Genomic DNA, 22268 nt, shown 5'->3' with positions numbered 1-22268 from the left:
GAATTACTCCAGTTTTCGATATTCCTCGGGAGTCATTCCGGTTTCTTTTTTGAAAATCCGGAAGAAGTATTTTTCATTGTCATAACCCACCTGTTTGGCAATCTGATAGGGCTTCTTGGCCGTGGATTTGAGCATATATTTGGCCTTGGCGATTCGCACATCTGTCAGATAATTGCTAAAGGTCTCGCCGGTTCTGGTTTTGAACAGATGGCTGATATAGCTGGGATTCATGTAAAAGAGTCCTGCTATGAAGTCCAGGTTGAGCGGGTTATAGTATTTTTTGTCTATATAGTCTTTGATCTTTTCTATTACATCCTCATTATCCTCTTTTTTCTGCGATGAAATGGCATTTGGGATGTTGGTAAAAAAGATTGTCATGAATTTTTTTAGCTCGGCAAAAGAGAAAATGGTCTCCATAATAGCGTTGGAGTTGCCTGAACCATTCTGCTTTATAGGCATGACATTCCTTAATATCTCTTTTCCCTCTCCTATAAGATAGGTGCAGTATTCCTTGGCATCTCCAAGGGCTACACCTTCCATAGCACGGATCTCCTCAAATAAATTGTATAGAAGATTCAATACAGGCGCAGTTTCTCCGTTTTCTACCCTGAACAGGAACTCCTCTTCCATAGGCCAGTTCAGCCTCGATGTGGCGGGGCGGAAGGGACTGTAGAAATAGAAGTTGTTCTCTGTGTCGAAGGTAATTGAATTAAGAGCTTCTCCGGCTTCAAGATATGCGCTTCTAAGATCGCTCAGCGAATTGTGAGCTGCGCTGATTCCGATAGAAAGAGCTCCATGCAATTCCTCAACATACTGAATAAAGGAGGAGGCAATCTTGTTTATGAAGGGTTTGCCATCTCCCGGAAGTTCCTGTGATATGCGGCAGATCAGCGTGTTCAGGCAGTTATTGTTGGGCTGAGGTATAAGGATGCACATATCAGCCATCTCGTTTTCGGTTATGAAGTCATTTATTGTGGCCTCGGAAAGCATCGTTTCCGATGAGATGAGCATGAGATAATAGGACTCATCAGCCTTTAGGAAATTCATGATGCGCAAGGAGTAAAAGGCCTTATCATCCACCTGGTATCCCATGATTATAGAGGACATGGCATCCAGATCATATTGAAGCTTGATGTTCTCGTGTTCCTCCGAGATTCTGCTGATATAGTCTGTTTGTGCCTGTTCTTTTTCTATTGATTCAATGGCCTCGTTTACTGCATCGATTATCTCTTCCTTGGAAAAAGGTTTTAAGATGTACTTGCAGGCATTGGATTTGATGGCGCTCTGGGCATACTCGAAATCCTTATAACCGCTTATCACAATGATGGGGATGAGAGGCAGTCTTTTCCTGATCTCCATAAGGAACATGGTTCCGTCAAGCTCTGGCATGTTCATGTCAGTGATGATTATGTCGGGATGAGCTTTTTCAATAAGATCGAGTCCTTCAAGGCCGTTTCCGGCTTCTCCGACACAGGTTATCTTATCCCCAAGAGAGGAGAGCTTTTTAATTGTGCCCTTTCTAGTAAGTGGTTCATCGTCAACTACTATATAGTTATACATTTTGTTTCCTTTCCTGTTTGCGAGGTACTGTTATCAGCGCAGTTGTGCCTTCGTTCTCTACACTGTCTACATCTAATCCGTACATGGTTCCGTAGTAGAGCTGGATACGTGAATTGATGTTCTTTATGCCGATGCTTTCATAAACTCTTTTTCCAAGTTCTTCAACAGCGGGCTTGGAATTAAGAAGGTTCTTCAGTTTCTCGAGCTGAGTTTCATTCATACCGACGCCGTCGTCAGAGATACGGATGTAGAGGTTTAGATCGTCGGTATAAGCTTCAATAAGGATCTTGCCCCTGATCTGGCAGCGCTTAAAGCCGTGGTTGATGGAGTTTTCAATAACAGGCTGAAGAATGAGCTTTAGGACACGTTCATTCAGCGTCTCTTCCGGAATTTGAATATCTACAGTAAAGCGATTGTCGTAGCGGATATTCTGAATGGATATGTAATTTTTAATGTGGTTGATCTCGTCCTTCAGTGGAACCAGTTCACTCTGTGTCTTGATGCTGTAGCGGAACATGTTGGCCAGAGCCATGGAGATGGTCTGTATAGGCTCAACCTCTTCAATTTCAGCAATACTGTTGATGGTTTCCAGCGTGTTAAAGAGGAAATGCGCGTCAATCTGCGCTTCCAAGGCACGCATTTGAGCATCCATCGTGGCCAGCTTGTTCTGATAGTCTTTGCGGATATATTCATTAAGCGATTTAACAACTGCGTCGTATTCCCTGTACATCAGACCAATCTCATCGCTGCGCTTGCTGTATTTGGGCATGTTGGCAGGTTGTCTGAAGTGTGTGGCATGCATGTGATTGGTGAGCTTTCTGATCGGCTTGATAACTCCGTTAAGGAGAGGTATATATACAAGCGCCAGAACCGCCATGATTGCCATTGCAACGAGGTACATCTGCCTGGTTGCGCTGTTTACGTTGTCAGCGAAGTAATCGTGATTCATGGCTACATTCATGGTAAAATTGCCATTGAGTATGTCCTTTGATATGAAGAGTGGATCGTCTTCAAACTGCTCTTTTCTGATAGGAGTTTTTGTATTGGCGTAGTAGATGCTGTCCGGGTTATCAGCGTCAGTCAGTGAAATGTAGATATCTGAAGGCAGCATGTTTACAGAACTCAGGTCAAAGATTTCAGGAGAGCAGTCTATAAGCACGGTTCCCAGATAGTCATTGGTATAGATGTTATGAAGCGCTTTTGCGAAAAAGACTGATTCCCCTGCGCCCAGGAAGAAGTCTTTTTTGGATAGATCACTTATATAAAGGCGTCCGTGGAGGTCTAAAGTTTCCTTGTACCAATCATCCTCGGCAGGTTTGTATTTGTAGTCAAAATCGATTCCGTTGCTCCAGCCAAGGGTCTGATTGTTAGCCAGTATAACGAAGATTCCGTTGATATTGGGGTTGGAAATAAGGAGTGTCTGGCAGATGTACTTGATGTTCTGTCTGCTGGTATAAAGATCATAGTAGGACATGTCATAGTTCATATCTTTATATTTCTGCAGCTCATCTATGATGCTTCCTGAAGTTGTACCGTTTGCCTGAAAGAGGTAGGTGGCGTTGGTAATGGCTCCCACCATATTTTCCACCTGGGCAGTGGCAGAGTACATTGTGTTTTCAAGCATCTGATTGGCTTTCTCGGTACTGACAAGGGTGTACCTGTACATAAAGTACTGCATAGCGCCAAAGAGCATAAGCAGAGAGCATAGAAAATATATTAGAAAGAATCTCATTCGTAGTTTCATATTAATACTCCATAATTGCAGTGAACTCAAAATCCAAAATAAGTATACTATATGTCTGCGAATATGTACACTATCGAAATGATAATATGAAACTACAAAAGAACGGAGGTGTGATATGAAAAAGAAAATGATTTCACTGTTACTTGCCTGCAGCATGCTGGGAACACTTATTACCGGCTGTGGCAGCGCTGAACCTGCAACTTCTGATAGCGGAGCAGCTACTCAGCAGACTACCGAGACTGCAAAGGCTGATACTTCGGATAATGCAAGTAGTGATGAGCAGATCACTCTGACAATGATGTTCTCAGGTGTTGCAACTGAGGGGGATTTTGAGACAGAGGTTCTTCCCAAACTGGTAAAAGAGAAGTTTCCTAATATTGACCTTGAAGTAACCAAGCTTCCTGATGATCAGTATTACACAGCACTTAAAACAAAGCTTGCATCAGGTGAGTGTCCTGACATCATTTTGGTTCAGCCCAAATACGCAGGATCCAATTCTGTAATCGAGCTTGCCAAGGCAGGATATCTTCTGGATATTTCAGATCTTGAGTTCCTTGATAAAGCCGGTGATGCAGCTAAGGAAGCATTCAGCTATGACGGCAAGGTTTACGGCGTAGCACAGGGCGTTTCAATCCTTGGAACTTATTACAACAAGAAGATGTTTGAAGACAACAACCTGACAGTTCCCAAGACCTGGGATGAGTTCCTTAATTGTTGTGAAGTTCTCAAGAATGCCGGTATTCAGCCAATCGTAATGGGAGATAAAGATGCTTATGTAATGCAGTTTGGTCTTTATCAGATCGCAGCAAATGAGATCTATCCTCAGAACGGCAATTATGATGACCAGCTCCGCACAGGTGAGACACACTTCACTGATGAGGGAACATGGGACAAGGTTCTCTCAATGTATGGTGAACTCTATGAAAAAGGCTACGTTATTGATTCTTCACTTGGACTTGGCGCAGCACAGAGTATCCAGATGTTTGTTGACGGAGAAGCTGCCATGACCTTCGATGGCTCATTTAATGCTTCAGCTCTTTGCGCAGCAGGCGCTGTTGACTTTGAGAGAGGATATTTCCCTCTTCCTGCAGTAAATGGTGATACATACGCTTCAATGGCTCCTGGCGGCGGACCGGCAGTATACTCAGGAACCAAGCACCCTGACGAAGTTAAGGCAATCCTCAATTACTGGTTTGACGGTGAGTCTCCTGTATATCAGGCATTTGCAAGCACAGGAAACGTTCTTATCACTTATGGATATGGCGCAGACCAGAACGACCCTATGTATGATGAGTTCATGAACCTCTACAACCAGGGCAAGGCATGGTACTGGTGCAATCAGGCTTGGCCTGCAGGAACAGAGAACGAGATGGAAGCATTGTTCGGAAGCATGATCGGCGGACAGGGCACTACAGTTCCCGATATCACAAACGGAATGCAGAATAAGCTTGAGGAATTGCTGGATCAGTAATCACATCTTGCAAAAAATAAAGAAAAAGTGCCGTATATCTCCTGTTTACGGCACTTTTTTAAAAAGGAAAGAGGATAGTAATGAGAAAAAAATTACGTGGCGCATCTTTGGTCATGCCAGATCGTATGTACTTATTTGTTGTGCCGGCGCTTTTGCTGTTTCTGGTTTTTTGGGTTTATCCGGTTCTTCAGATGTTCTTTTACAGTGTTACAAACTTTAACGGTATTGACTATAACTACGATTTTGTTGGGATAAAGAACTTTAAGCGAATTCTGGAGGATGGCTCACTCGTTAATGCCACTAAGAATACGCTGATATATACGGTTGTCAATGTACTGTGTACCAACGTGCTGGGACTTGTCCTGGCCCTTCTTCTAAATCTGAGCATTAAGGTCAAAGGTCTTTTCAGAACAATATGTTATATTCCGGCGCTGTTCAGTGCGATAGTAGTAGGCTTTATCTGGTCTTACGTCTATATGCCGGGGTCAGGTATGATCTCGTCTGTTATGGACGCTGTCGGGCTTGACGGAAGCTCTTTTAACCTGATTGGAAATTTCAAAGGGGCTCTGTACGGAATTATCATAGTTGATATATGGAAGAATGTCGGAACAACTATGATCATCTACCTTGCAGGCCTTCAGACAATAGATGAGAGCCTTGTTGAAGCAGGTAAGATAGACGGTGCTTCCGAGTGGGAGCTTATCAGGAAGATCAAGCTTCCTCTTATCTCGGCGACTATAACTATAAATGTTGTACTGAGCATCATTGGTGGTCTTAAGGCCTTCGACTATGCGTTTATCATGACAAACGGAGGCCCGGGAAAATCTACACAGACCCTCATGTTTGTAATATTCCAGACAGCATTCAACAATCAGATGATGGGTAAAGCAAGCGCATACAGCGTTGTTTCGTTTGTGCTCATTATCGCGATTACCATAGGAATGCTGATATTTATGAACAAACGGGAGGTGGAACTGTAATGAAGAATGGAAAATTAAAGGCCGGTACCATAGCAGCGTATCTGTTTTTGATCATATATAGCGTGGTATCCATTTCGCCTCTTGTTATCGTCCTTTCAAGCTCTTTTAGAAAGCCTGAGAACATGACCTCTCCGTTGAAGCTCTTTATTGAATTCTCTCCTGAGAGCTATCGCACTGCCTTTACCAAGATGGGCTTTATGACTGAGTTTGCGAACAGTTTGATCACTACCGCAGGTTCTGTAATTGTGATTGTTCTCATTGCGACTATGGCTTCGTATCCAATTGCACGAATTAAGAGAAAGAGCAGTCGTTTCCTGTATTATTTCTTTATCGCAGGACTTGTAATTCCGGCACAGATGGTAATTGTGCCTGTAGCTCAGGTTTTTGGCAGGCTTAATATTCCGAATTCAAGATTTACTCCGATGATCATGTTTATCACATGTTCACTGCCATTTTCGACATTTCTTTTCACAGGATTCATGAAGGGCGTTCCTGTTGAAATTGAGGAAGTTGCGTATATGGAGGGCGCGAGTCTTTGGACTAGATATTTCAAAGTGGTATTTCCGCTGCTTAAGCCTGCGACGGTTTCTTGCGTGATCACACAGGGTCTTTGGATCTGGAACGATTATTTCTTCCCGATGGTCTTTGTGTCCAAGAGGGCGCACTACTCGCTACCGGTTGGAATGATACAGTTCCTTGGGGATAAAGAGAATCCGGCGCAGTGGAACGTGCTGTTTGCGTCCTGTGTTTTGTGTGCATTACCGCTAGTTGTAGTATTCATGCTGCTTCAGAAGCAGTTTGTAAACGGAATTGCTGCCGGAGCTGTAAAGGGATGATGAAAAGAGGTCTTTTATGGATCGAGAAATTTGGAAAAACCCGGAATCAGTAAGGGGCCTGGATGAAGCCCAGTGTCCGCTGTGGTTCTGGAATGACAAGCTGGAGAATGAGGAACTTGTAAGACAGCTGCGCCTCATGAGTGAAGTGGGCGTAAAAAGCTGTAATCCTCATGCCAGAACAAATGGGGGAGAGGGGTTCATCGGCGGATATTTGGACGATGAGTGGTTTGACCACATAAAGACTGTAGTGGACTACAAAAAAGAGTCCGGTGAACCCATGTGGCTGTATGACGAAATAGACTGGCCGGCAGGAACCTGTGGAAGGAGTCTTACAAGGAATGAGGATTTCAGGGAGCATTACCTGGTTTTTGAAACTCATGAGATTCCGGCAGGTTCGGTGTTCAAGGCGCAGAGAATGTTTGCACTGGCTCTTTATATAGTGGATAAGGAGAGTGGAGATCTGATTGACCTGGCGCCATTTGAAGAGAATTATCTGTTTGGTCCGGAGCTCTGCTTTAAATCCGATCGCGATGCTGTCTGTTATATAGTTCGCGTGCAGATCCGCAGCTATGATAACGGCGGTGATGAGGAAATAAGCTATATAAATAAAGAGGCGACGGAGGCTTTCCTTAAGTCAACCTATGAGCTGTATGCTGAGCGCTATGGTGACTGTTTTGGGAATACAATAACAACCGTTTTCAATGATGAAACCCGCATGAGCCATGCGTTTGTGTGGGACAAGAGAATTCCTGAGCTGTTTAAAGAGACTTACGGGTATGACATTATGGAGTGCCTGTATTTGCTTCCGCTCGAGGGTGAGAGAGCAGGGAGACTTCGGATAGACTATTACAATCTGATCGCTGAAATGTACGGAAAGAACTATTTTGAAGTGATCAGGAAATGGTGTAATGAACACAGGCTTAAACTCTTTGCGCACCTTTTGGGAGAGGAGTCAATTTATGGGCATGCCAGGTACAGCGGTGATTATCTAAGGCAATATCGCTACATGGACGTTGCCGGTGCTGATCACCTTGGAAAGGGCATTGGGAGCCTTAATATCAAGTTTGCATCAAGTGCTGCGCACTCCTATGGAAAAGAACGCACGGCTGTGGAGGTTTTTGCCGGATGTGGCTGGGATATGACCTATGAGGAGTATATCAGGATGATAACCTGGATGTTCCAAATGGGAATGCAGACCATAATAAACCATGGATTCTTTTACTCAGACAGAGGTGAGCGAAAGAACGACTGGCCACCATCTCAGTTCTTCCAGTGGAAAGGGTTTGACAGGATGGCAGAAGCTAATCGCATGACCAGGAGGCTTCACTATGCTTTGACTGATGGTTATAATGATGCGCATATTCTGGTCTTCCATCCGCTGGACAGCTTTTTGCTGGATTATCAGCCGGATAATCTTTTTACACATGCGTTTATTTCAGGGCCTGTACATAGAAGTGAAAGGGCGCGCAGGATTGATCAGGGTGAACAGATTCTCATGAATACACTTCTGTGTGAAAACATGGATTTTGAGGTGCTTCATAGGGATGCATGTGAGAACTTTGTAGCTGAGAAGGGGGCGATTGAGAATAGACTTACAGGTCAGAGATTTAGCGTTCTGATACTACCGTATTGCAAGGTTCTTCCGCTTTCGGCTGCGCGTATTGTTAAGGACTTTGCTATCGGCGGCGGACGTATTATTTGCGTTGAGGAGATTCCGGAGATGGGTGTAAGTACCGCAGAAGATGCCGGGGTGCAGGAGATATTTGAGGAAATCCGAGGAAAGTGCACTGTGATATCCGGGGATGAGATCAGTAATATTGCAGAAATTGTCGGGGAAGCAATCGCACGGGATGTTGAGATAATCAGCGGAACGAAAAGAACGATCAATAATCATATGTCCTATGGAGATTATCTGATAGATCCTTATGTACATACCGGGGAAGATATTTCCGGAGTTATGTTTAACACCTACGTTGCAGGCGATGAGCGTAGAACATTGTTTATGAATTATGGAAAAGAGTTAGAGGAGATCCGGGTGAGAGTAAGGAGCCTTACAAAGCCCGTGATTTGCGATACGCTGAGCGGCGAAGTGCGAGAGGTTTCGGACTTTACCGTGGATGGAGATGACTGGTTCTTTGACCTGACACTTCCGAATACGCATGGAATTGTTGTAGTTGCCGGCATGTGAGCTGGATCATAATGAAAAGTGCCTCGCGCTGTGTTTTTATCAGCGGAGGCACTTTATTTAGTTGTTCTGTATTTAGTTTTTAACTCGTACCGGGATCAGCTTGAGATCTCCAACGCCGAAGAACAGGGAGTTTCTGATCATCCCTATTCTGTAGAGGTTAAGCACATAGAACATGGCAACCATGATCTTAAAGGTGCCAAAGTTCAAAATAAGCTCCTCCACTGTGGGCGGATATCCGCGCCTTCTGGTGTAATTTCCTACGAATTCAGCAATTGCTGCTTCAAGTCTGTTCATATTAGTAATCCCCTTTTGTGTTTTTACTCACAATGAACATTCTACAAACTTAATATGTTTGTTTTGTGGCTGATAAATAAAAAAAGTATAAAATCGGTTTTTCGTGATTTGTGAGTCACCGGGGACGTTTCACTTTGACTCATTTTGAGACACCGGGGACGTTTCATTTTGTCTCAAAATGAGACAAAGTGAAACGTCCCCAATGACTCAAAACAAAATATATAATAGAATAGGTATGAGGTGACAGACTATGAGAATACTGATTTTTAGGCACGGCGATCCCAATTATGAGATTGATGGCCTGACAGACAAAGGTAAGGTTGAGGCTGAGCTCCTTGCTAAGCAGATTAAGAGTTATGGGATTGATGAGGCGTATGTTTCGCCCCTTGGCAGAGCGAGAGCTACAGCTGATTATTCGTTAAAAGAGCTGGGGGTGGAAGCAGAGGTTTTGGACTGGCTTCAGGAGTTTCCGGCATATTTTGATGCAAATAAAGCGGATCCGGAGACGAGAGGGGCTTATAAGAACGAGCTTAAGGTAGGCAGTGATGGGACTTATGAGAAACGTATTGTCTGGGATATGATGCCCTCTTATTTTGCGGAGCATCCGGAAGTTTTTGGTGCCAAGGCCTGGCGTGATAGCGAGGTGGCAAAGGCATCGAATATTTTGGAGATCTATGATCATGTGATCGAATGCTTCGATGAGTTTCTGAAAAAGCAGGGCTATGAGAGGAATGAAAATGTATATAAAGTTAATGGCGGGAATGAAAAAGTGCTAGCATTCTTCTGCCATTTTGGAATAACATGCGTTTTGTTATCGAGACTTTGGAATGTATCGCCATTTATTCCGATGCAGTTTCTTGCTATGGCTCCGACATCGCTTACAGAAATCGTGACAGAAGAAAGGGAGAAGGGAATTGCGATCTTCAGGACACTGAGAATTGGTGATATTACACATTTGACTGTAGGTAATGAAGAACCATCTTTTTCTGCGAGATTCTGTGAGAGATTTGAAAACGAGAATGAGAGGCACTGAGTCATTGGGTGAGTCAAAATGAGACAAAGTGAAACGTCCCCGGTGACTCAAAATGAGACAAACTGAAACGTCCCCGGTGACTCAAAAAGTGAGGAAATGATGATGAGTAGGAAGATTCTTTTTGTTAATGCATGTGTACGTAGTGATTCAAGGACGCTTAGGCTGGCTCACAAGCTACTTGATAAGATAGGGCAGCCATATGATGAAGTAAAGCTTGAAGAAATTTCTTTTCCGGTAGTAGATGATGCATTTCTCAAGATGAGAGATGCCATTATAGCCGCCGAAGACTTCGCAAACCCTGTCTGTGATCTTGCTAGGCAGTTTGCGGAAGCTGAAACCATTGTTATAGCTGCGCCTTACTGGGATTTGTCTTTTCCTGCATCGCTCAAGCAGTACTTTGAGCAGATAAATGTTCTGGGTGTAACCTTTAAATACAATGAAAAGGGCATTCCTGTAGGACTTTGCAAGGCGGAAAAGGTCTTTTACGTGACAACCGCCGGAGGCGACTTCGCGCCTGATGAATACGGATTCGGATATGTTAAGGCCCTGGCACAGAACTACTACGGAATTCAGGATGTCAGGAAGATTGAGGCTGTTGGCCTTGATATTTACGGCGCTGATGTGGATGCCATTATGAAAGCTGCTGAGGAAGAAATTCTGTGATAAACGTGTGATATTCAGACTGATATCCTTGTCTTACGGTATAAATGACGAGGAGAAAATGTTATGAATAAGGAAGTAGTCAACGTTGGAAGGCAAGAAGAGCTGGATTGGGGCAAGTCTTTGGCAATAGTTGCCATGATCTGCGTGCATGTCTATGAACAGCTCAGCATAGTTGATATTGAAGTTGTTCCCACAGATGCTTTCAGAATTATATTGGAGTTTGTTGCCGGCCCTCTTACAGCGCCGTTATTTATGTTCTGTATGGGTGTTGGAATAATGTATTCAAATAACAGTGCTCCGCTCCAAATGGTAAAAAGAGCCTTTAACCTGCTTAGAAATGGATATCTTCTGAGCTTTTTTAAAGGGACCATTCTTGTTGCAATAGCCTTAGCGCTTGGTTATACGATCAATTGGACTCTTGCTGATTCTCTTTTCCTTGTAAGTATCTTGCAGTTTGCGGGAATGGCATTTCTTACAATCGCTCTCATGAAAAAATTAAGGATTAGTCTGCCGGTAATGCTGGTGATTTCTCTGGCCCTTTCAGTACTTGGAGGACAGCTCTCTGAGCTTGATTTTTCAGGATCATGGCTCCAGTATTTATTTGGACTTTTCTTTGAAACCAACTATGTTACAACCTTTCCGCTGTTTAGATGGATTTTTTATCCTGTGTTTGGCATGATCTTTGGCTATTTCCTGTTAAGAACAACGGATAAGAGCAGGTTTTATCTTAGAATTTTCCCAATAGGAATTTTGGGAGCGGTAGCTTTTTCCATTATTTATACTGCTTTGGGATTCGATCTTAGAACTATGTTTATGCTGTCGGGCAGAGTTTATTATTCTCAGTCATTACTGCATTATTTGTTTACTTCGCTAGTCATTATGGCTGTGCTTCCTGTGTACTACTTTTTATCTGTAAAGATCAAAATTGAGCCGGTAAATAAGGCTGTTTCATATCTGGGTGAGAATCTTGGTTCAATCTATCTGGCGCAGTGGATGATAATTCCTTATGTTCAGGCGATTCTGGTTCTCGTAGGAGATGTCAGAATCGATGTAGCATTGATCATTCCTGTGGGAATTTTGGTTTTACTTGGCAGTATAGGAATAATAGAATTGATCCGCCTTGTTAAAAGAAGAAATTCTGCGCATGACTTTTTAGAAAATCGAAAAATGTTTGTGAAACATGACTATTACATGAGGCCATTAAAATCGGTAAAATTTTAAACTGAAGTTTAGAAATGAATATTTGGTTGTCTGCAAAGAGATTGTAGACAGCCTGGTTGTAACTGTACGCGTGTGAAAGTGAAGACCTTCGCATGCGTATTTTTTTATGGAGGTTTTTATGAATCAGAACACAAACAGATATCTTGCAGAAGAGAAGATCGGCAAGCTTCTTTTGAAGTTTTCTATTCCTTGTATTATGTCTCTACTGGTATCCGCACTTTATAACATTGTGGACCAGATATTTATCGGAAGAGGAATCGGTTACCTTGGAAATGGCGCAACCAACGTTGTTTTCCCGATAACTGTCATCTCTTTGGCTGTAGCTCTTATGATTGGCGATGGCTGTGCTGCATTTTTGAGCCTTTGTCAGGGCAAAAAGGACCTTAAGAGCGCTAATAAGAGCGTGGGAAATGCGCTGACGCTTCTTGGTGTTATCGGAATTGTGATGACAGCTCTTTTTGCAATATTCAAATCACAGATTCTGCTTGCGTTTGGCGCAACTGAGAACAACTTTGCCTACGCCAGTGAGTATTTTAACTTCATTATTATGGGCATTCCATTTTTTGTTGTCGGAAATGGCCTTAATTCAATTATCAGGGCAGACGGAAGTCCCAAATTTGCGATGATCACAACACTTCTTGGATGTATCATCAACGTTATCCTTGATCCGGTTGCTATCTTCGCGCTTGGCTGGGGCATGAGAGGTGCAGCACTTGCAACTATCACAGGTCAGATTGTTACTGCAATTTGCGGACTTGTTTATCTTACAAAGGCGAAGTCCGTTAAGCTTGGGCTTAGAAGTTTTATGCCATCCCTTGATATTATTGGTAAGTTCCTGCCTCTTGGAATCAGCAGTTTCCTTACTCAGATCTCAATCGTGGTCATCATGGGCGTTATGAACAATATCCTTGTAAAATACGGCGCAATGAGTAAGTACGGCGCAGACATTCCGCTTACAGTTGTTGGAATCGTTATGAAAGTGTTCCAGATCGTGGTTTCAATATGCATCGGCATTGCAGCCGGCTCACAGCCTGTAATCGGCTATAACTATGGCGCCGGAGAGTATAAGAGGGTTCGAGAGCTCTTTTTAACTATAGTAAAAGCTGAGGCAATTGTCGGACTTGTGGCGCTTATCCTCTTCGAGGCATTTCCGCTCCAGATCACAGCAATCTTCGGAAGCGAAGACGGCCTCTACAACGAGTTTGCAGTGCTTTCATTCAGACTTTTCCTGTCGATGATCGTACTTACATGCATTCAGAAGTCAGTTAGTGTCTTCCTTCAGGCGCTGGGCAAACCGGTTATGTCCATGGGACTTTCACTTCTCAGGGAATTTGTGTTGAGTGTTCCGCTGGCAATCGTACTTCCTATGTTCTTCGGAGTTGAAGGTGCGCTGTACTCCGCACCAATCGCAGATATCGGCTCTATGATTGCAGTTATCGTCATGTCCGCAATTATGCTCAAGGAGCTAAAAGAGAAAGAGGAGAGCTCTCTGCAGTTTGTAAAGGCCGAGGAAGCAGCCTGAAGAAATGTCCCGCCAACGCGCATAAGTGCTATAATACAATCTTGAAAAAGCTACACAAACAGGGAGATTGTTATGGAACTTAGGCCACATCATGGTATGTGCTTTCAGTTTTATGAAGGTAAGGGTTATAGCGAGGATTTCACGGACCATATGGGCCGGGTGATTGCGCAATTGGGAAAAGACCCTTCGCAGAAAATCAGGCTAATCGTAGCAACGGACGTTGTGTGCGCAAATTGCCCTAACAATGACGAGGGAAGTTGCACTACCCTTGAGAAAGTAACAAGATACGACGAGGAAGTGCTTAAGGCATGCAATCTGGTAGAGGGAGAAGAAATCTCTTTTGCCAAATTCACGCAGCTAGTTAGGTCAGAGATTATATACAAGGGGCTTCGGAGCAGCATATGCGGAGACTGTAGCTGGGACTATATCTGCAGACCGAAGGAAAATGAGTCAAACTGAAACGTCCCCAGTGACTCAAAATGAGACAAAGTGAAACGTCCCCAGTGACTCAAAATGAGTCAAAGTGAAACGTCCCCGTTGACTCATTTTATAAGAGCCTGCTTCTGGGCGTGGGTGAGCTGTTTTAGGTGCCACTCGCGACTCATGGCTTCTTCCTTAGTTTCAAATTCTTCAAAATAAACCAATACAACCGGGAGCCGAGGCTTTGTGTATTTAGCGCCTTTGCCCCGGTTGTGTGTTTCTATTCTCTTTTCCAGATCATTGGTGTATCCGCAGTAGTAGGTGCCGTCTGCGCATTCCACGATATAAGCATAGTGTTTCATAGGCTGATTATAGCAGATTTGAGTTTATCCCTCCAAAAATGTAAAATAAGACACAAAAATACGCCAAAAAATGGATGTAACCTTTCTATGTTCGGTTATAGAATAAACTTGTAACAAAGCAACCGGTACTAGGAAGGGGGAAGCTTATGAGCAACTTTTGGAAGGGATTTTTAGTTGCGCTGCTTATTGTTTACGTTATCTCTCCGATGGATCTTTTACCAGGACCTGTTGATGACATACTGGCAATAGTCTTTGCCCTGGCTGCCACCAAGAACAGGCAGAACATAGAGAAAAGAGATAATGAGAGAATTGAAGTGATTGATGTTGATGGAACCGAACTTTAAGGAGGTACGTGTGATGGAAAAGAAATTGTACAGAAGCAATGACAGAAGAATCTTTGGTGTATGTGGCGGTGTTGCTGAATACTTCGGCTGGGATCCTACAATCGTAAGAGTTCTTTGGGCAGTATTCTCATTGTCCGGAGGCATTGGACTTCCGCTTTACATTATCCTTACATTCATTATGGATAATCGCCCTGATTATGTCAGCAAATACGACCAGCAGTAATAAGAAAAGCGCACCGATCAGGTGGCTTTTCTGAATTCTGTAGGCGTCATATCATAGTTCTTTTTAAATACTTTAACGAAGTAATTATTGTCGGAGTAACCGACGTAGCTGCTGATCTCCTGGATAGGAAGATTCGTCTTCTTCAGGAGGTTGGCAGCTTTTTTGCAGCGCAAAAGAGCTATATACTCTGTCATGGTAACCCCGGTTTCTTTTTTGAATACCTTGGCCAAGTGAGATATGGACATATTGGCATTTGCTGAGAGATCTTCGTTTGATATATGGTCCCCGAGATGCAGATTAATGTACTCAAGGACTTTCTGAATTGATGGAGAATACTTGTCCAGAGACAGCTTGTGATTGTGAACTGCCTTTGTCAACTCAACAATCATATCGGTCTGATAGCGGACCTGAAGATCGGCGTTGTTTGTGGCTGATGAAAGCTGAGTGTATTTTTGGGTTATCTCATCTATTGTAATGACCGAAAGACCTGATTCTTCCGCAGCTTTTCTGGAAAGAGCTTTAAGTATTGCCATACCATAGCCCGAGGCATAGTAGTTAAGAGTCTCTTTGGAAAAATCGGAAAGAGCCTCCGGACCGGACAATTTTTCAAATGCTGTCATGATGTTTTTGGTATCGCCGTTTCTTATCATCGATAGGAACTGTTTTTCCAGATCATATCGCTTGTAGATTTCACTATAATTCTTCTCGGACAGTTCTGTCTTATCATCTTCTTCAGATACATCCTGAATAAATCCCGATAGTCTTCTGTATGAATACTCGCTTTCCGTAGGGGAAAAAGAGATTATGCATTTATTTACAACACTGGTGATCTGCTCGGTATAAACTATGGGGAAGGCTGTGTAATACAGCTTAAAGGCCAATGATTTGGATGAGGATTCATCGTTTTTTGCAAGTACGGTTTCTGTCTTAAGCTCTGAATATTTCTCTTTTACATAAGGTCCGATTATATAAATCCTGTTATCAAACGTAAAAAAGGACGCACAGATTCCCAGCTGGTCTATGAGCTCATAGATCATGCTTCCTTTGGATGAGGCCAGAAGATAGTGCAGAGCATCGCCTGTAAACATGGGCTGCATCTTGATGCTGAAGCAGTATTTCTTTTCAAAGGCGTCAAGAGAGCTGTCCATGTCTGTTGCATCCGTGACATCCACAGAGAGCAGGTTTTTTAAAAGAGCTGAAAAAAGAGTGTGGTCCATATTTTTTCCTCAAAACAATAAAATAATATTAATCGGGATAAAATAATTCTAACATATTGCAAAACTAAATGATACTATGACCATAACAGGAAAGCTTTCAAAGATTATCATGCAACTGAAAGGGGTTAATAATGAGTAAGGACAAATCTCTGATAAGAGAAGAAAATGGGGTAACTTATAAAAGAGCTAAAACCTGGCATATTGCGCTTGCAATGATGACAGGTGCAGGGCAGATGGCATTTTATCTGCTGATGAATGGTGCAACATATATTGGAAATTCCAACTTTGGAATACTTGTTGCAGTTACAGGACTTATTATCACAGGATCAAGGCTTTTGGATGGAATTACAGACCCGGTAATAGCTTTTTTCCTGGAAAGATTTAATTCCAGATTTGGAAAAGTAAGATTTTCAATCATGTTTGGATGGCTTCTTATGGCCATTGCTACGACGCTGATGTGCAATATAGGGGCAAAGCTGTCACTTACGGGTGCAGCGGGAATAACATTTTTTGTCCTCTGCTATGTGATCTATATCATTGGTTATACATTCGTAAGTATAGCAGGTCAGATCAATATGAACATTCTGACAAATGATCCAAAACAGCGTCCTACAATCGGTGTCTGGAGTACAGCGTATTCATATCTGGTTCCGATGATCATGAGCGTTGTGGCATCGGCTGTGATTCTCCCAAGATTTAATAACATTCAGGGAACAGAATACTTCGCAACTTACAATGTAGTGGTAATACTTGTTTCACTCTTTTTCTACATTCTGGCATGCATTGGAATTGCGCCATACGATATTCCTGAGAATTTCGAAGGGATTAAAAAGGCCGGCGAGGCAGATGAAAAGCCTAGCTTTAAGGACATGCTGGCACTAATCAAGGAGAATAAAGAGCTTCAGAGATTCATCATGGCTGCAACATCCGATAAGCTAGCCCAGACGATAGGTTCTGCAGCAGTAGTTTCCACAATGCTTAACGGAATCATGCTAGGATCCATGGCTATTTCATCAATTCTTTCTGCTGTTGCAATGCTTCCATCCATTATTTTTGCAATTATTGGTGCGAAGATTGCAGGTAAACAGGGTAGCAGAAAGGTAATGATCGACTGGACCAAGAACTGTATCGGACTGAATATCGCATTTGCAGTATATCTTTTATTTACACCTACAACTCTTGTGGGAACAGTATTCGGTGGCAACTTATCAACCGGAGCAGTTCTCATGGCAATCACTTATGTACTCTTTACATTTGGAAATAACGCAATGAAGATGGTTGTTTCTGTATCAACAAGCGCGTTCAGAATGGATGTTGTTGACTATGAGATGGATCGCTCAGGAAAATACATGCCTGCGACAGTATCAGCTACTTACAGCTTCATTGACAAAATAGTTTCATCCTTTGGCGCAACTATCGCAACACTCATGATCGGACTTATAGGATATACAACTACTGCTCCGCAGCAGGGCGATCCGCTTACCTTTGGCGTCAGAGTTATGACCGTAATACTTCTTATCGGATTCCCTATTGTTGGATGGATCTGCACACTTCTGGCAATGAAGAATTCCGAGCTCACATATGAGAAGATGGAAGAGATCCAGAAGAGTATCGGCGAGAAGAAAAAGGCTGCAATGGGTCAGTAAAAATCTGGAGAGGTGAAACATGCGAACAACAATTCTTTGGAATGATAACTGGATATTTGAAAAAGAGGGAAAGAGCGAGAGTATAACTCTTCCGCATACCTGGAATGCTATTGATGGACAGACAGGTCCCGAGCAGTATTACAGAGGAACCTGCTTTTATAAAAAGACATTTGAAAGACCGGTAATGGAAGAAGGACAGCGGGCGTATGTGGAATTTCGCGGCGTTAATTCTTCTGCAAAAGTTGCTTTAAACGGCCGTGAGGTTGCGAGCCATGATGGCGGATATTCGTGTTTCAGGGCAGATATTACAGAGGCACTTTCAGATTTAAATGAGATGGTAGTTTCTGTTTCCAACGAGCCCAATACAAGGGTGTATCCACAGAAAGCGGATTTCACTTTCTATGGTGGCATTTACAGAGATGTTTATCTTGTGGTTGTGGATGAAAAGCACTTTGACATGGACTATTATGGTGGAAAAGGACTGTACGTCACACCAAGACTAAACGGAAATGAAGCTGAAATTGAAATAAAGGCATACACGAGCGGCGGAGAGCGCGTAAGAATATCAATAGATGGTGTAACAGAGCAGGAGTTTGAGGTGGTTCCGGTAGAGGATGCATCCTGTGGATATGTTGCCTGCGGTAAGATCACGATAAAAGAGCCACATTTATGGAACGGCCTCAAGGATCCGTTCTTGTACAACATAACAGCAACTCTTTTGGATGGAACCAAAGAGTGTGACAGAATTTATGACAGGTTTGGAGTAAGACAGTTCCATGTTGACCCTCAAAAGGGATTTTTCCTCAACGGAGAAAGCTATCCGCTTAGAGGAGTCTCAAGACATCAGGACAGAGCAGGTGTCGGTAATGCGCTTACAAAAGAAATGCATGAAGAAGACCTTGACCTTATCCTCTCTATGGGAGCAAATTCCATAAGGCTTGCACACTATCAGCACGATCAGTACTTCTATGATCTGTGCGACGAAAAGGGCGTAGTAGTCTGGGCTGAGATTCCATATATTACCGTACATATGGACAGTGGAAGAGAGAACACCATATCCCAGATGAAAGAGCTGATAAGCCAGAATTACAATCATGCATCAATAATGTGCTGGGCACTTTCAAATGAGATATCTCTGCAGGGTGTAACTGAAGACCTCTTGGAGAACCATAGGATATTAAACGATATTGTCCACGAGATGGATTCTATCAGATATTCTGCCATGGCAAATCTGTTCCTTCTTGAGACAGACTCGCCTCTTGTTACACTGCCTGATATTCGCGGCTACAATCTCTACTATGGCTGGTACGTAGGCGAGATGGAGGACAATGACAAGTGGTTTGACGACTTCCATAGTCAGCATCCCGATGTGGCAATAGGACTTACGGAGTATGGCGCAGATTCAGTAATTACGCTTCAGTCTCCAAGACCTGAAAAGGGCGATTATACAGAGAGTTATCAGGCTGTTTATCACGAGCATATGCTTGAAATGTTCAGCACCCGTCCATATATCTGGGGAACATACCTTTGGAATATGTTTGAGTTTGCTGCAGCAGGACGTGATGAGGCAGGAGATCCGGGCAAAAACCACAAGGGCGTCATCACCTTTGACAGAAAGCAGAAGAAAGACGCCTATTACATTTATAAAGCATGGTGGTCAGATGAGCCTTTCATCCATCTTTGCGGAAAAAGATATCACGACCGCATCGAGGATAACACAGAGATTAAGGTATATTCAAACCAAAAGTCCGTAACTCTCTTTGTTGACGGCGTAGAAGTAGGAAGCGCAAGCGGAGAACATGTCTTTAAGTTTAATGTTCCCATAAACGGAGTTCATACCATAAAGGCTGTGAGCGGAGAACTTTCGGATGAGATGGAGATAACAAAGGTTTCCGAGCCTAATCCGGCATATTTCGCACCGGATAAGAAGGTACGAAACTGGTTTGATAAGGCAGATGAGCCTGAGGAAAAAGAGGGATATCTCTCCCTTTCAAGTACAATGGCTGAAATTCAGGCTATTCCTGAAGGAAAAGCAATTCTCGACAGGATGATGGCTGCAATGACATCAAGAACAGCAGGCGGAATGGGAGAAGGCGTAGAGATTTCAGAAGCAATGCAGCAGATGATCGCCCGCCAGCCCCTTAAGAAGCTCCTGCAACAGGGCGGAATGGATATAGAATCCGATGAGATTAAGGCACTTTCAAATGCTCTTATGAATATCAAAAAGCGCTAAAACAGAGGTGTTAAATGGAAGCGGCTAAGATTTTTGAAAAAGCAAAGTGGATATCACCTGAAACCGTGACAGAACCTGATAAGAGAAAGGGAGCAGGATATTTAAGGACCACATTCTCTTATAAAGATGGGAAAGTTTGCATATATGCTACGGCCCATGGCTTGTATGAAATATTGATAAATGGCCGGGAAATCACGGATGCACGACTGACACCGGGATGTGATGAGTATGATAAAAGGCTTCAGTATCAGGAGTATGAGATCACTGAAGTGCTAAAGCCCGGTGAAAACGAGATATTTATAACGCTTGGTGATGGCTGGTACAGAGGATGCAACGGAATTGACGGCGTGAGAAACCTCTACGGCGAGGATATTTCATTTCTGTGCGCAGTGATAGGCGATGGAGACATGGAGAATCCGATACTTGTCACGGATTGCAGCTGGGATGCCTGTGAATACGGACCCATTAAGCTTACGGACCTTGAACTGGGAGAAACTTGTGATGCCGGTGCGGGCTTTGGTGAGTGGCATAAGGCCGTGGAGATGTCTTTTGACAAAAGAAATCTGACAGCCCAGAAGGCGCCATTTATCACTGAGCATGAGGTATTTGAAGGAAGGCTCATCACAACTCCGAGCGGAGAGAGTGTATTTGATTTCGGACAGAACCTTGCAGGTTATACGTCTTTTATTGTAGAAAACGCCAGGGGCGGTGAGAAGATCTGCCTCGTCCACGGTGAAACCCTGGATGAAAACGGAAACTTCACGATCAGTAATTTCCAGCCCGGAGACAGGAACAAATCAGGCGGAATAAAACAGGAAATAAACTATATCTGCAAGCCGGGCAGGAATGAGTTTAAGCCTCATTTTTCGATGTTTGGATTCAGATACGCAAAGATAACGGGTGATATTTTGCCGTCTGACATCAAAATAAAGAGCATAGCCGTGTATTCTGACATGAAGGAAACAGCAGGCTTTGAATGTGGCGTGGATGCGGTAAATAAGCTCTTTGCAAACAGTGTATGGTCCATGAAGTCGAACTTCTGCGATATACCGACCGACTGCCCTACAAGAGAGAGAGCAGGCTGGACAGGCGATGCAGCGGTTTTTGTGAGGACCGGAGCATATCTCATGGACTGTAAGAATGTTTACGAGAAATGGCTTGCAAACGTGAGGATAGGGCAGCACTCCGACGGTAAAATGGCGTATATCTGTCCCAAAAACTCAAATCCGGGCAAGGTAGCAGAGATGTTCTCAGCTTCAGTAGGCTGGGGCGATGCGGCTGTTATAGTGCCCTGGAATCTGTACAGAATATACGGTGATAAGCAGGTACTTGCTGACAATTATGAAATGATGAAGAAGTGGGTGGATTTCCTCGGAAGAAGAGCAGGAAAGAGCAAGCTCAAGAACCGCTTTGGAAAGAACCCTTACAGAAAATACATCATCGACACCGGAATGGACTATGGTGAGTGGTGCGAGCCAGGAGCAGACGTTATGAAGACTATGATGGCTGCTTTCAAGGATGGCCAGCCTGAAGTGGCAACAGCTTACTATGCATATTCATCGGGGATTCTCGCCAAAATATCAGAGCTCCTTGGAAATGGCGCCGATGCGGATAAGTACAAAGAGATCTCGGAAAAGGCGACTGAGGCATACAGATATCTGGTTCTGAAAGACGGGCATATAAAATCTGACAGGCAGTGCGAATACGTAAGGCCTCTTGCGTTTTGTCTTTTGCCTGAAAAAGAGGCAGTGGAAGCGGCGAAGGACTTAAATGAGCTGGTAGTGAAAAATGACTATCATCTTAATACTGGCTTCCTATCAACGCCTTTCCTGTGCAGTGTGCTTGCTGATTACGGCTATGCGGATACTGCATACAGACTGCTGTTGCAAAAAAGCTATCCTTCGTGGCTCTATGCTGTGGAGAAAGGTGCTACCACTATCTGGGAGACCTGGGATGGCGTCAGAGAAGACGGCACTGTGCATGATTCACTGAATCACTACTCCTATGGAGCTGTTTCCGGATGGCTTTTATCCGGCGTTTTGGGAATCAGATACGATTTTGACAAGGTCCTGATAAAGCCGGTGCCGGATGAGAGACTTAAGTTTGCAAAGGGTTACTATGATTCACCGAAAGGTCGCATAGTTTCTGAATGGAGATATATTGAGGAGACGGATTCTTTTGCCTACAGATTTGAAATTCCTGAAGGAATGGAAGCAGAGCTGGAGCTCCCCGGCGGGGAAAAGAGAATTCTGACAAGCGGAAGTTATGAGATTTAAATGGTAGTGTAAAGCAAGTTATGAAAACAGTAGAC

Annotated in this window: 19 protein-coding genes; 14 read left to right on the top strand and 5 right to left on the bottom strand. The window is 43.5% G+C overall.

The genetic code is table 11. From position 1 onward, the window contains the following. Positions 1–3: 3 nt before the first annotated feature. A complete protein-coding gene (locus tag G632_RS0103200; protein ID WP_022767590.1) occupies positions 4–1560 on the bottom strand; it encodes a response regulator in 1557 nt (518 codons plus the stop codon). Then, complete coding sequence (locus G632_RS0103195; protein WP_196802264.1) at positions 1553–3304, bottom strand: cache domain-containing sensor histidine kinase; 1752 nt, start codon at positions 3302–3304, stop codon at positions 1553–1555. Before G632_RS0103195 ends, G632_RS0103200 begins: the two co-directional genes overlap by 8 nt. Before the next feature lie 115 nt (positions 3305–3419). Between G632_RS0103195 and G632_RS0103190 the strand changes: the two genes are divergently transcribed. The 4 genes from G632_RS0103190 (at position 3420) to G632_RS18695 (ending at position 8779) form a co-directional block, all read left to right on the top strand. After that, positions 3420–4775 carry an ABC transporter substrate-binding protein gene (locus G632_RS0103190; RefSeq protein ID WP_022767588.1) on the top strand — a complete coding sequence of 452 codons (1356 nt, stop codon included), beginning with the start codon at positions 3420–3422 and terminating at the stop codon, positions 4773–4775. An 80-nt stretch (positions 4776–4855) separates the two neighbouring features. After that, the gene (locus G632_RS0103185) at positions 4856–5755 is read left to right on the top strand and encodes a carbohydrate ABC transporter permease (protein WP_051154851.1); all 900 of its coding nucleotides are present in this window, start codon (positions 4856–4858) and stop codon (positions 5753–5755) included. Continuing rightward, positions 5755–6591 carry a carbohydrate ABC transporter permease gene (locus G632_RS0103180; protein ID WP_022767587.1) on the top strand — a complete coding sequence of 279 codons (837 nt, stop codon included), beginning with the start codon at positions 5755–5757 and terminating at the stop codon, positions 6589–6591. The genes G632_RS0103185 and G632_RS0103180 overlap by 1 nt, the downstream gene beginning before the upstream one ends. A gap of 16 nt (positions 6592–6607) precedes the next feature. After that, on the top strand, positions 6608–8779 hold the full coding sequence (locus G632_RS18695; RefSeq protein WP_022767586.1) for a glycosyl hydrolase: 2172 nt from the start codon (positions 6608–6610) through the stop codon (positions 8777–8779). A gap of 72 nt (positions 8780–8851) precedes the next feature. Here G632_RS18695 and G632_RS0103170 read toward each other — a convergent pair whose 3' ends face one another. Beyond that, positions 8852–9073 (bottom strand): hypothetical protein, encoded by a 222-nt coding sequence (locus tag G632_RS0103170; RefSeq protein ID WP_022767585.1) that lies wholly within the window; start codon positions 9071–9073, stop codon positions 8852–8854. A 250-nt stretch (positions 9074–9323) separates the two neighbouring features. On the opposite strand from G632_RS0103170, the gene G632_RS0103165 reads away from it, so the two are divergent. The 5 genes from G632_RS0103165 (at position 9324) to G632_RS18690 (ending at position 13971) form a co-directional block, all read left to right on the top strand. Then, positions 9324–10106: a histidine phosphatase family protein gene (locus G632_RS0103165; RefSeq protein WP_022767584.1), complete on the top strand. Its 783-nt coding sequence runs from the start codon at positions 9324–9326 to the stop codon at positions 10104–10106. A gap of 102 nt (positions 10107–10208) precedes the next feature. Beyond that, positions 10209–10769 carry an NAD(P)H-dependent oxidoreductase gene (locus G632_RS0103160; protein ID WP_035781963.1) on the top strand — a complete coding sequence of 187 codons (561 nt, stop codon included), beginning with the start codon at positions 10209–10211 and terminating at the stop codon, positions 10767–10769. Between the two features lie 63 nt (positions 10770–10832). After that, a complete protein-coding gene (locus G632_RS0103155) occupies positions 10833–11990 on the top strand; it encodes an acyltransferase family protein (protein ID WP_022767582.1) in 1158 nt (385 codons plus the stop codon). Between the two features lie 118 nt (positions 11991–12108). Continuing rightward, positions 12109–13512, top strand: a complete 1404-nt coding sequence (locus tag G632_RS0103150; protein WP_022767581.1) for an MATE family efflux transporter — start codon at positions 12109–12111, stop codon at positions 13510–13512. A 72-nt stretch (positions 13513–13584) separates the two neighbouring features. Next, positions 13585–13971 carry a DUF1284 domain-containing protein gene (locus G632_RS18690; protein ID WP_022767580.1) on the top strand — a complete coding sequence of 129 codons (387 nt, stop codon included), beginning with the start codon at positions 13585–13587 and terminating at the stop codon, positions 13969–13971. 83 nt (positions 13972–14054) lie between these two features. Here G632_RS18690 and G632_RS0103140 read toward each other — a convergent pair whose 3' ends face one another. Then, positions 14055–14294: a GIY-YIG nuclease family protein gene (locus tag G632_RS0103140; RefSeq protein WP_022767579.1), complete on the bottom strand. Its 240-nt coding sequence runs from the start codon at positions 14292–14294 to the stop codon at positions 14055–14057. Between the two features lie 146 nt (positions 14295–14440). On the opposite strand from G632_RS0103140, the gene G632_RS0103135 reads away from it, so the two are divergent. Further along, complete coding sequence (locus tag G632_RS0103135; RefSeq protein ID WP_022767578.1) at positions 14441–14638, top strand: hypothetical protein; 198 nt, start codon at positions 14441–14443, stop codon at positions 14636–14638. A 13-nt stretch (positions 14639–14651) separates the two neighbouring features. Then, positions 14652–14861, top strand: coding sequence for a PspC domain-containing protein (locus G632_RS0103130; RefSeq protein WP_022767577.1), 210 nt, complete (start codon positions 14652–14654; stop codon positions 14859–14861). 17 nt (positions 14862–14878) lie between these two features. Here the strand turns inward: G632_RS0103130 and G632_RS0103125 are convergent, their stop codons facing one another. Beyond that, entirely contained in the window at positions 14879–16078 is a 1200-nt protein-coding gene (locus G632_RS0103125; RefSeq protein ID WP_022767576.1) for an AraC family transcriptional regulator, read from the bottom strand. 131 nt (positions 16079–16209) lie between these two features. On the opposite strand from G632_RS0103125, the gene G632_RS0103120 reads away from it, so the two are divergent. From G632_RS0103120 to G632_RS0103110, 3 genes are read left to right on the top strand one after another with little or no spacing between them, the layout of a single operon-like run. Next, positions 16210–17724 carry an MFS transporter gene (locus G632_RS0103120; RefSeq protein WP_022767575.1) on the top strand — a complete coding sequence of 505 codons (1515 nt, stop codon included), beginning with the start codon at positions 16210–16212 and terminating at the stop codon, positions 17722–17724. A gap of 19 nt (positions 17725–17743) precedes the next feature. Further along, positions 17744–19957: a glycoside hydrolase family 2 protein gene (locus G632_RS0103115; RefSeq protein WP_022767574.1), complete on the top strand. Its 2214-nt coding sequence runs from the start codon at positions 17744–17746 to the stop codon at positions 19955–19957. 14 nt (positions 19958–19971) lie between these two features. Then, entirely contained in the window at positions 19972–22233 is a 2262-nt protein-coding gene (locus G632_RS0103110) for an alpha-L-rhamnosidase (RefSeq protein ID WP_026512353.1), read from the top strand. Positions 22234–22268 lie beyond the last annotated feature (35 nt).

The organism is Butyrivibrio sp. NC2007 (genome assembly GCF_000421405.1).
Classification (GTDB): Bacteria; Bacillota; Clostridia; order Lachnospirales; family Lachnospiraceae; genus Butyrivibrio.
Note: the sequence above shows the minus strand (reverse complement) of the source record. Positions and strands in the feature narration are given on the sequence as shown.

What these genes read in the sequence shown, in the direction of transcription:
- G632_RS0103200 (WP_022767590.1), bottom strand. Translation starts at nt 1,560, where the DNA reads ATGTATAACTATATAGTAGTTGACGATGAACCACTTACTAGAAAGGGC.
- G632_RS0103195 (WP_196802264.1), bottom strand. Translation starts at nt 3,304, where the DNA reads ATGAAACTACGAATGAGATTCTTTCTAATATATTTTCTATGCTCTCTG.
- G632_RS0103190 (WP_022767588.1), top strand. Translation starts at nt 3,420, where the DNA reads ATGAAAAAGAAAATGATTTCACTGTTACTTGCCTGCAGCATGCTGGGA.
- G632_RS0103185 (WP_051154851.1), top strand. Translation starts at nt 4,856, where the DNA reads ATGAGAAAAAAATTACGTGGCGCATCTTTGGTCATGCCAGATCGTATG.
- G632_RS0103180 (WP_022767587.1), top strand. Translation starts at nt 5,755, where the DNA reads ATGAAGAATGGAAAATTAAAGGCCGGTACCATAGCAGCGTATCTGTTT.
- G632_RS18695 (WP_022767586.1), top strand. Translation starts at nt 6,608, where the DNA reads ATGGATCGAGAAATTTGGAAAAACCCGGAATCAGTAAGGGGCCTGGAT.
- G632_RS0103170 (WP_022767585.1), bottom strand. Translation starts at nt 9,073, where the DNA reads ATGAACAGACTTGAAGCAGCAATTGCTGAATTCGTAGGAAATTACACC.
- G632_RS0103165 (WP_022767584.1), top strand. Translation starts at nt 9,324, where the DNA reads ATGAGAATACTGATTTTTAGGCACGGCGATCCCAATTATGAGATTGAT.
- G632_RS0103160 (WP_035781963.1), top strand. Translation starts at nt 10,209, where the DNA reads ATGAGTAGGAAGATTCTTTTTGTTAATGCATGTGTACGTAGTGATTCA.
- G632_RS0103155 (WP_022767582.1), top strand. Translation starts at nt 10,833, where the DNA reads ATGAATAAGGAAGTAGTCAACGTTGGAAGGCAAGAAGAGCTGGATTGG.
- G632_RS0103150 (WP_022767581.1), top strand. Translation starts at nt 12,109, where the DNA reads ATGAATCAGAACACAAACAGATATCTTGCAGAAGAGAAGATCGGCAAG.
- G632_RS18690 (WP_022767580.1), top strand. Translation starts at nt 13,585, where the DNA reads ATGGAACTTAGGCCACATCATGGTATGTGCTTTCAGTTTTATGAAGGT.
- G632_RS0103140 (WP_022767579.1), bottom strand. Translation starts at nt 14,294, where the DNA reads ATGAAACACTATGCTTATATCGTGGAATGCGCAGACGGCACCTACTAC.
- G632_RS0103135 (WP_022767578.1), top strand. Translation starts at nt 14,441, where the DNA reads ATGAGCAACTTTTGGAAGGGATTTTTAGTTGCGCTGCTTATTGTTTAC.
- G632_RS0103130 (WP_022767577.1), top strand. Translation starts at nt 14,652, where the DNA reads ATGGAAAAGAAATTGTACAGAAGCAATGACAGAAGAATCTTTGGTGTA.
- G632_RS0103125 (WP_022767576.1), bottom strand. Translation starts at nt 16,078, where the DNA reads ATGGACCACACTCTTTTTTCAGCTCTTTTAAAAAACCTGCTCTCTGTG.
- G632_RS0103120 (WP_022767575.1), top strand. Translation starts at nt 16,210, where the DNA reads ATGAGTAAGGACAAATCTCTGATAAGAGAAGAAAATGGGGTAACTTAT.
- G632_RS0103115 (WP_022767574.1), top strand. Translation starts at nt 17,744, where the DNA reads ATGCGAACAACAATTCTTTGGAATGATAACTGGATATTTGAAAAAGAG.
- G632_RS0103110 (WP_026512353.1), top strand. Translation starts at nt 19,972, where the DNA reads ATGGAAGCGGCTAAGATTTTTGAAAAAGCAAAGTGGATATCACCTGAA.